General features: G+C 74.7%; 7 protein-coding genes. 2 read left to right on the top strand and 5 right to left on the bottom strand.

What is annotated here, in order from left to right:
• A partial coding sequence (locus HTZ82_RS09525; protein ID WP_175408879.1) for an SDR family oxidoreductase occupies window positions 1-2,902 on the top strand: 2,902 nt, incomplete at its 5' end.
• Window positions 2,899-3,345, top strand: coding sequence for a thioesterase family protein (locus HTZ82_RS09520; RefSeq protein WP_175408878.1), 447 nt, complete (start codon window positions 2,899-2,901; stop codon window positions 3,343-3,345). The genes HTZ82_RS09525 and HTZ82_RS09520, both read left to right, overlap by 4 nt.
• 84 nt (window positions 3,346-3,429) lie before the next feature.
• Here HTZ82_RS09520 and HTZ82_RS09515 read toward each other — a convergent pair whose 3' ends face one another.
• The 5 genes from HTZ82_RS09515 to HTZ82_RS09495 form a co-directional block, all read right to left on the bottom strand.
• Window positions 3,430-4,467 (bottom strand): methyltransferase, encoded by a 1,038-nt coding sequence (locus HTZ82_RS09515; protein WP_175408877.1) that lies wholly within the window; start codon window positions 4,465-4,467, stop codon window positions 3,430-3,432.
• Between the two features lie 26 nt (window positions 4,468-4,493).
• A complete protein-coding gene (locus tag HTZ82_RS09510; protein WP_175408876.1) occupies window positions 4,494-6,722 on the bottom strand; it encodes a methyltransferase domain-containing protein in 2,229 nt (742 codons plus the stop codon).
• Window positions 6,723-6,809: 87 nt separating this feature from the next.
• Entirely contained in the window at window positions 6,810-7,460 is a 651-nt protein-coding gene (locus tag HTZ82_RS09505) for a DUF6073 family protein (protein ID WP_175408875.1), read from the bottom strand.
• Between the two features lie 27 nt (window positions 7,461-7,487).
• Window positions 7,488-8,810 carry a HEAT repeat domain-containing protein gene (locus HTZ82_RS09500; protein ID WP_175408874.1) on the bottom strand — a complete coding sequence of 441 codons (1,323 nt, stop codon included), beginning with the start codon at window positions 8,808-8,810 and terminating at the stop codon, window positions 7,488-7,490.
• Window positions 8,811-8,898: 88 nt separating this feature from the next.
• A partial coding sequence (locus tag HTZ82_RS09495) for a KR domain-containing protein (RefSeq protein WP_175408873.1) occupies window positions 8,899-9,584 on the bottom strand: 686 nt, incomplete at its 5' end.

Raw genomic sequence — 9,584 nt, 5'->3', positions numbered from 1 at the left:
CGGCAGCGCCGCGGGCGTCGGGCCCTGGGTGCGCGCGTACACCCACCGGCTCGTGCCGAGCCCGCACACCGCGCCCGCACCCGTGGACACCCCCGCGTACGCCTGGACCCGCGCCGCCGACGCGCACCCCCTGGGCGACACGATCCGCGAGGCGTTCCCCGACGGCACCGGGCCGCGCGCCACGGTCGTCGTCCTCCCGCCGCACGAGCCGGGCCCGGCGGCCGCGCCCGTCGAGACCTGGGCCGCCGCCGTCCACGCCGCCGTCTCCGGACCGGGCCCGCTCGTGCTGGTCCACCACCGGGGCGTCGGCGCCGCCATGGCCCGCAGCATCGCCGTCGAACGCCCCGACCTGCCGTGCCTCGTCGTCGACGTGCCCCCGCACCCCGACGGCATCCGCCGGGCCGCCGCCGAGGCGGCGCGGGGCGTCACCGGCTACACCGAGGTCACGTACGACGACGACGGCACCCGCCACCTCCTCGTCACCGCCCACCGGCCCCTGCCCCCGCCCGACCCGGCGGCCGTCCCGCTCGGCCCCGACGACGTGTGCCTCGTCACCGGCGGCGCCAAGGGCATCGGCGCCGAGTGCGCCCTCGCGCTCGCCCGCGCCACCGGCGTCCGGCTCGCCCTCGTCGGCCGCAGCAGCCCCGAGGACGACGACGAAGTCGCCGGCAACCTGCGGCGGTTCCAGGAGGCCGGCCTCACCGTCCGCTACCTCCGCGCCGACGTCACCGACCCGGCCGCCCTCCGCGCCGGCACCGCCGAGGCCGCCCGACACCTCGGGCCCGTCACGGCCGTACTGCACTGCGCCGGCCTCAACGAACCCGGCCTCCTGGAGACCCTCACACCGCAGCGGCTGCACGCCGCCACCGCGCCGAAGACCGGCGGCCTCGACGCCGTACTCGCCGCCGTCGACACCGGGCGGCTGCGGCTGCTCGTCACCTTCGGGTCGGTCATCGCGCGCATCGGTGTACCGGGGGAGTCCGACTACGCACTCGCCAACGAACTGCTGCGGCTCCGCGTCGAGGAGACGGCCGCGGCGCTGCCGCACTGCCGCTGCCTGAACATCGAGTGGTCGCAGTGGTCGGGCGCCGGCATGGCGCACCGGCTCGGCGCCGTGGAGTCCCTGCGCCGCCGGGGTGTGGCGCCCATCCCGGTCGCCACGGGCACGGACCTGCTGCTGTCGCTGCTGGCCGCGCCGGACCTGCCGGGCACGGTCATGGTGGCCGGCCGGCTGCCGCGCATGCGGACGCTGCGCCACGCCGACGAGGGGCTGCCGCTGTCGCGGTTCCTGGAGCAGCCGGTGGTGCACCAGCCGGGCGTGGAGCTGGTCGCCGACGCGGAACTGAGCCTCGGCACGGACCCGTACCTCGCCGACCACGTCATCGACGGCGTGCCCGTCCTGCCCGCGGTCGTCGGCCTGGAGGCCATGGCCCAGGCGGCGGCCGCCGTCACCGGCGCGCCGGACGGGCGGCGGCTGCCGCCGCCCGACTTCACGGACACCGTCTTCGAACGGCCCGTCACCGTGCCCGCCCACGGCTCGCGGACCGTCCGCGTCGCCGCGCTGCGCCACGACGACGGCACTGTAGAAACGATTCTGCGCAGCTCCGAAACCGGCTTCGCCGTGGACCACTTCCGCACCCGCTGCCGCTTCCCGGGCCACGACCCGGCCACGGCGGCCGCCCCCGCGCCCGGGACCACGGCCGCCCCGGACGCCGCCCTGGTCGAGTCCCGGGACGCCGCCCCGGACGAGTCCACGGCCGCCGCCGGCGCCGGACGCCGGTCGCCGTACTACGGCGACCTGTTCTTCCACGGTCCCCGTTTCCACCGCCTCCTCCGCTACGACCTGCTCGGCGGGCGGCGCTGCGAGGCCGTCGTGGACGCGGTGGGCGGCGCCGAGTGGTTCAGCGGGTTCCACAGCCCGTACCTGGCCCTCGGCGACCCCGGCGTGCGGGACACCTTCATCCATCTCCTCCAGGGCTGCGTCCCGCACCGCCGGGTCCTGCCCGTCGCCGTGGACGCGGTGCGGATCCACCGGCCCGTACGGAGCGGCGGCACGCTCCTCGTCCGCGCGTACGAGACGGCGCACGACGCCGACGGCTACCGCTACGACCTGACCGTCGAGGCCGCCGACGGCACCCTCGTGGAGACATGGCACGGGCTGCGCCTCAAGGACGTCGGCCCGCTGCCCCGTACGGAGCCGTGGACGGCCGAGCTCCTCGGCCCGTACCTGGCCCGCGCACTCGACCGGCTGCTGCCCGACGCCCAGGCCGACCTGGCCGTCGGCGCCCCCGGCGACGGTGACGGCGACGGGCGGCCCTCCGGGCGTTCCCCGGCGCTCGCCTCCGCCCTGCTCGGGGACGGCAGGCACGCCTACGTCACACGCGCACCCGACGGGCGGCTCGTCGCCGAGAAGGGCTTCGTCTCGGCCAGCCACCACGCCGGCCACGTCCTCGTCGCCGTGGCCGACCGGCCCGTCGCCGTGGACTGGGAGGGCGTCACCGATCCGGCCACCGTCACCGAACCCGTCACCGTCACCGATCCGGCCACCGCCGGCCGCCGCGACGACGTACTCGGCCCGCAGGCCGCGGCCGCAGCCGAGCAGCTCGCCGCCCTCACCGGCGAACCCCCGCAGCACGCCTTCACCCGCGCCTGGACCTGCCGCGAGACCCTCACCAAGCTCGGCGTCGACCTCGGTACGGACCCGGGAGCACCCCTCGTCGTGGACCGCGCGGCCGACGACGGCTGGGTGCTGCTGCGCTGCGGCGAGTTCCGCATCGCCAGCCTGGTCGCGGACGTCGCCGGACTGCCCCACCCCGTCGCCGTGTCCCTCTGCGTCGGCACCCCCACCGGGGCTCGCCGTACCGCCGGGACGCCCGCTGAGAGGAACCACACGCCCTCATGACCCACCCCGCCTACGTCCACCGCCATCACGTGCCGTTCGAGGAGACCAACCTCACCGGCAACGTCTACTTCGCCCACTACGTACGCTGGCAGGGCCACTGCCGCGAGAGCTTCCTCGCCGAGCACGCCCCGCGGACCGTGGCCGCGCTCGACGACGGCCTCGCCCTCGTCACCGTGGCCTGCGGCATGGAGTATCTGCGCGAGTGCCGCGCCCTGGACGACATCGACATCCACATGTCGCTGCGCCATGTCGCCGGCAGCCGCGTCACCATGGACTTCGCCTACTGGCGTGCCGCCCCCGGGCCCCGCGAGCTGGTCGCCCGCGGCCACCAGACCATCGCCTGCATGCGGCGGCGCGACGGCGACCGCATGGAACCCGAACCCGTCCCGCTGGAGCTGCGCGCCGCCCTGGAGCCGTACCAGCCCATCGCCGCCGTGCTCTGAGCAGCCGCCGTACACGGAGAGCGGCCCGGTGCCTTCACCAGCACCGGGCCGCTTTCCGCCGTCTCTCCGCGCCGTACGGACAGGTCAGCCCGACGCCGCCGACGCCTCCGCCTCGCACACCACCAGCGACAGGCCCCGCGGCGTCACCGACACCTCACCGACCCGCAGTCCCGCACGCCCGGCCAGCTCCGCCAGCTCGTCGAGGCGGCGTTCCCGGCCCCCGTACACCAGCATCATCACCAGATCCAGCTCCGCGAGACCCGCGGCGCCCGGGCCGCCGGCGCCCTCCTCGACCAGGTGCTCCGCGATCAGCACCCGCCCCTGCGGGCCGACCGCCTCGGCGCACCGGCGCAGCACGGTCAGCGCGTGCTCGTCCGCCCAGTCGTGCAGCACATTGACGAGCAGGCAGGCGTCCGCGCCCGACGGCAGCGTGTCGAAGAAGCTGCCGCTGCTGAACGTGCACCGCTGCCCGGCGTCCGACGCCCCCCACGCCCCGTGCCCCGCCGCCACCGTCGGCGCCCGGTCGAACAGCGTCCCCTTCAGCCCCGGCCGGGCGCGCAGCACCTCGGCCAGCACCACCCCCGTACCGCCGCCGACGTCCATCACATGCCGGACCGCCGACCAGTCGAACCCGGCCGCCACGTCCCCGGCGATCCAGGACGCCCGCTGCGCCATCGCCGCGTCGAACGCGGCTCCCAGCTCCGGCCGGGCCGCCAGGTCGTCCCACACGGGCCGCCCGTACGCCCGCTCGTGCACCGGGCCGCCCGTACGCAGTGCCTCCAGGATGTGCACGCACGTCCGGTCGCCCCGCGCCACCGGCCCCTCCAGGTCGAGCCACGGCCGCATGCTGCGCGGGTGGTCGCCCTGGAGCAGCCGGGACAGGCCGGTCGGCCCGAACACACCCGGCGCCGGCTCCGTGAAGACGCCCCGCCGCGCGAGCAGCCGCAGCACCCGGCCGAGCGCACCGGGCACGGTGCCCGACCGCTCGGCCAGTTCGGAGACGTCCTTCTCGCCGTCGGCGACGAGGTCGGGGACGCCGAGCGTCACCGCGGCCCGCAGCGCCCACGGGGTCATCGTGTCCTTGAGTCGTAACAGGCGTACGAACGCGTCGTCGTCGGCCATGGCTGTCCTGCCCTCCTGGGTCGTCGCTAGGGACGCAGCGCGTACAGCGCGGTGAACGGATTGCCGGTCGGCACCTGTTCGACCCGGCCGAAGCCTGCCGCGTCCGCCAGCTCGCGGATCCGGCCGGGCGGCAGCCCCAGCGTGCCGAGGCCGGGGGCGCCGTCGGCCAGCGCGGTCGGCAGGCAGTACAGGGTGCTCGTGGCGTACAGCACGGTGGAGTGCGGCCCGGTGTTGTCGGCGGGGTCGTCGGCGGACACCGACTCCAGCACCAGCAGCGTCCCGTGCGGCGCCAGCGCCTCCCGTACGGTGCGCAGCAACTCCTCGGGCGCGGCGACGTCGTGCAGCACGTCGAACAGGGTCACCAGGACCAGCGGCCCGCCCGCCCCCGGCTCGCCGTCCTTCGCCGCGAGGGCCGCGAGCGCGTCGCCCGCGTCGGCCTCCTCCACCGTCACCCGGCCGTCGAGACCGGCGGCGGCGACGGCCTCGCGGGCGCGCCGTACGTTCGGGCCGTGCAGGTCGTACCCCGTGAACCGGCAGTTCTCGAAGGCCTGCGCCATCCGCAGCAGCGCGCGCCCGCCGCCGCAGCCGATGTCCGCGACCGCCCCGCCCTTCTCCAGCGCGGGCAGCAGCCCGTCGACGGCCGGGATCCAACGGTCCGTCAGCAGCCCGTCCAGCCAGGTCGCGCTCATCCGCTCCATCGCCGTGAACAGCCCGTCGGCGTACGTCGAACGGGCCACGCCCCCACCGGTGCGGAAGGCATCCGCGACCTCGTCGACGGCGGCCGCGAGCGGCGGCAGCAGCGCGTACCCGGGCGCCATGTGGAACGGCGACCCCTCGAACGCGAGCACCGCCGCGTGCGCCGCCGGGAGCGTGAACCGGCCGTCGTCCGGCCCGTGCTCCACGTACCCGGCGGCGGCCAGACCGCGTAGCCACTCGGTGACGTACCGCTCCGAAAGGCCGGTGCGCTCCGCGAGTTCGCCGGGCGTCGCCGGGCCGCCCCCGGCCAGCGCGGTGAACAGCCCCAGCCGTACGCCGAGCGCGCACAGCACACCCGCCATGGCCGAGCCGAGTTCGCCGACGGCCCGCTCCAGGAACTCCCGCACCTCCACCGGATCGGTCCCCGGCGGCATCCCGGGCATGGCCCCGGCGGGCATCCCCGGCATCCCATTCATCCCGGTCATCGCACCGTCCGGCATCCCCGGCACGGCCCCCGGCTGGGCGGCCGCCCCGCTCACCGACCACCCGTGCGGCCCGACCGGCGCGCCCTGCGGCAGGAACAGCGTCCGCGCGCGGCCCGCGGCGGCCGTCCAGTAGCCCGTCAGCAGCTTCCGCTCGGTCACCGGATCCGCGATGTCCAGGTTCTCCCACCCGAAGTGGCAGACCTGGAGCAACGACCCCTCAAGCCCGGCCGGTTCGATCCACAGCCGCCCGCCCAGCGCCGCCGTCCACGACGGCCGCCGCAGCTCGAACTCCAGGTACGGCATGTACGACGGGAACTCCTGCGCGGCGTCCACCATCCGCGTCACCCGCATCCGCACCGTCCCGCTGGCGTCGCCCATGACGAGCGTCAGCTCCTCGTCCGGCGCCAGAGCCCCCGTCGAGCGCTGCAGCCAGTGCTGCACCCCGCCCGCGCTCGTGAGCTCCTGCCACGCCCGGTACGGCGGCACGGGCAGCGGGATCTGGAGGTACGGGCCGACCCGCCGCCACGGCCACCGCCAGCCGGTCCCCGTCCGCAGATGCGCCGCCAGCTGGTCGAGGATGCCCGGCCAGCCCATCCCGTTCCACGACCGCCAGTCCGACGGCGGGTTCTCGGCCTCCTCGACCACGGTGACCGTGCAGCCGCCCGCCCCGCCCATCGGGTCGGCGGGGGCGACCGTCCACGTCACCGCCGTGGCCGGCCCGACCCCCACCCACCGCCACAGCAGCCGCAGCCTGCCCGGACCGTGCGCACGGGGCGGTACGGCGGCGAGGGTGCGGCACCAGAAGAACTCGCCGTCCTCGAAGTCCAGCATCGACTCGCGCCCGGCCGTGGCCCAGGCGCCGCGGCACACCGCGAGCCACTGCGCCACCCGCGCGGGATCGGTGAGCGCGGCCCACACCTCACCGGGGGACTCCGGCACGGTGACGGTGCTGACCAGCCGCTCCCACCGCTCCTGCGCGACGGGTACGGCGCTGCCCTGCAGCGGCGGGAAGGCCGCGGCGGCGCGGCCGATGGGCGGGAACGGCGCTCGCGGACGGGGGGCTTCGGCTGTCATGGCCACCTTCCTCACTACGGGTGCGTACGAGGGTGCGTACGAGAAAGCGGCCGGCGGGGCGTCGTCCCCGCCGGCCACCGCCGTGCCTTACTTGCCGAACTCCTCCTTGGGCAGGTAGCCGCCCATCGTGAAGCGCAGGCTCGTCACATAGGCGACCGGCGCCTCGTCCTGGTGCTTGATGTCGTGCAGCGGCAGCATCCGGTAGATCTGCCCCTTGCCGGGCGAGCCGGCCGGCGGAATCTGGCGCACGTCGTCGATCGTGAGGATGATCGGCTCCTTGTTGACCAGCTTCAGCCCCAGCTTCGGCATGTCGAAGATGGCGCCCACGGCCATACGGCACGCCTTGGCGGCCGGGCCCTCACCCGCGTACGGGTCGAACGGGGTGCGGATCTGCCCGGCGGACAGGCAGTCCGGGTTGAGCGTGACGGTGATGGGGCCGAGCTCCTCGCAGGAGCCCTCCATCTTCATCTCGATGAGGTTGGTGTACACCTCGGCGTTCGACCACTCGTCGGAGGTCGGCTCGGAGCGCACCACGCGCACGAAGCCGCTGAACGACACGGTGTACTCACCGACGCCGGGAACGGCGAAGGTGTCGACCGAGGTGATGCCGAGGTTGTCGATGCCCGGAACGGGCGGCGTCCAGGGCGTCACGTCGGTGCCGGAGTAGCGGTTGGGCACGCCGTCGGTGGTCACCGGGCGGCCGTAGACCACGGACGGCTGCTGCGTCTCGGTGGACATCTCTCCCCTTTCGGTGGATGCGGGACGTCAGGGAAGCTGCTGCTGTGTGGTCCAGTCGCAGCAGGTCAGACCGGGCTCGTCGGGGACGCCGTCCTGGTCGCTGTCGATCTCGCCGTCGACGGTCGAGTACACGTCGCGCGAGTTCAGGTCGATGACGCCGTCGCCGTCCCAGTCGTTCAGCTTGCCCTTGAACGTGCCGAGGATGAACGCGTTGGTCATCGGGCCGACCTCGGGGTCGTGCAGGGTCGACAGGACGCCGTTGCCGGGCGTGAGGATCTCCTCCAGCGGCTTGCCCGCGATCCGGGCGAGGTTGACGTGGCCCCAGCCCTGGAAGCGGCCGCGTACGTACCGGATCGCCCACTCGTCGTGCACCTTGAACTGCGGCTCCAGGTGCCAGGTGCCGTAGCGGGCGAAGCCGATGTTGGCCTCGCGCACCCCGGCCGACGGGTCGTCGGCGCGGCCCGACTTGAAGAACGGCCGGGGCACCAGCGACTCGAAGAAGAAGTTGCCCCGGTCCCGGCGCGTACGGTCCGTGAAGCCGCGGAACAGGTAGTTGTCGACGTGCGGGGAGCCGTCGGCGTGCAGACCCTCGATGGTCTTCGCGATGACGAGCTGCTTCTCGCGGGTCGCGACGTTCGGGCAGGCGTGCGCCTGGCCGTAGATCCGCGCCAGGCCCTGCGGGGCCAGCGAGATCTTGCCCCAGTGCTGGTTGGAGTCGTCCAGCCGCACATAGAGGTCGCAGTGGATCAGCAGGAAGATCGTCTCGTCGAAGGTGCGGCCCGGCGTGAACCTGCCGGCCCGCCCGTCGAAGGCCGGGTCACCGGTCTGCAGCTCGCTGATGAACAGCTTGGACCACTCGGCGATCTCCGGGTCGGAGTCCTTCAGGAACGTCTGGAGCGTCGCCACGGCCTCCGGGCCGCCGAGCTTCTCCACCGCCCACAGCGCGTCCCAGCGCACCTGGCGGTCGCGGTCGTTGCGGATGGCCTCGGCCAGCAGCTCGATCGCGTCGCCGTGGTCCCGGTCCGCGTACTCGAACAGCGCCTGCTCGCGCATCGCCGGGTCGGGGTGGTTCAGCGCCTGCTCGCGCAGCTCGTCGTTGCTGCGGTTGTCCAGCCGGATGGCCACCCGGTCCAGGGCATAGCCGAAGTCGCTGGCCCAGGCCGCGGGGTCACCGGCGACGAAGCGCGGGTCGACGTTGCTGAGGGTGGTGCGGTACGCGAAGTTCAGGGCGTCCCGCTGCTCCGTACCCAGGTCCTCCAGGAGGACGGGGTCCGCCGCCGCGTCCGCCCACGCCCCGGCCTTGCCGTCGGCGAGAGCGGCCGGGGACTTGTTGCACAAGTCGATAGCCATGTTCTGCGCTTCCTTCCGTTGGGGGCGCATCGCTATATGTAAGTTAAGTGCTTTCGAGCGGCGTGCCTTCTTTCAAGTTGGCAAGGCGTCAGACGACCCGTCCTGGCGGCGGGAACGTGGGATCACCGGCCCCGGTGAGCACCAGCGCCTCCGCGTGACCGGGCCCGGCAGGGCGGGCGAGGAGCGCCGACAGTGCGGCCATGCCGGGCCGCAGCGCCACCGGCACCATGCCCATCCGCCGCGCCTGCGCCACCGCGCCCATGGCATGGGCCTGCCCTGCCCCGCTCCACAGCGACCACTCGGCGACCACCGTCGCGCAGTGCGGCAGGCGCGGGGCCAGGCGCAGCGTCTCGCGCCGCAGCACCTCGTTGGCGAGTGCGTACCCGCCCATGTGCCGGTGCGGCGCCCGCGCCGTGACCGACCCGAACACCACCAGGTGCCGCAGCTCCTCCGTGTCGATGCCGTCCAGTACGTGACGCAGCGCGCCGGCCTTCGCGTCCCGCAGCTCCCGCAGCTCCTCCGGCCGGGTACGGGCGACGGGACCGCCCGCGACCAGCCCCGCGCAGTGCACCACGGCCCGCACGGGCCCCGGCACCCGCCGCAACGCGGCGGCGGTCGCCCCCGCATCGGTGAGATCGACACCCACCGCCACGCCCCCACCCCCGTCCCGCACCCGCCGCCACACGCCGGCGTCCCGCCCTCTCAACTCCTCCGGGGCCGACGGCGACGAGGAGGGCGAAGGGGCGGAGGTTCCGCATCCGGTGAGGAGCAGTG

It is taken from the genome of Streptomyces sp. TRM64462, from assembly GCF_013362995.1.
Taxonomy (GTDB): Bacteria; Actinomycetota; Actinomycetes; order Streptomycetales; family Streptomycetaceae; genus Streptomyces.
Note: the sequence above shows the minus strand (reverse complement) of the source record. Positions and strands in the feature narration are given on the sequence as shown.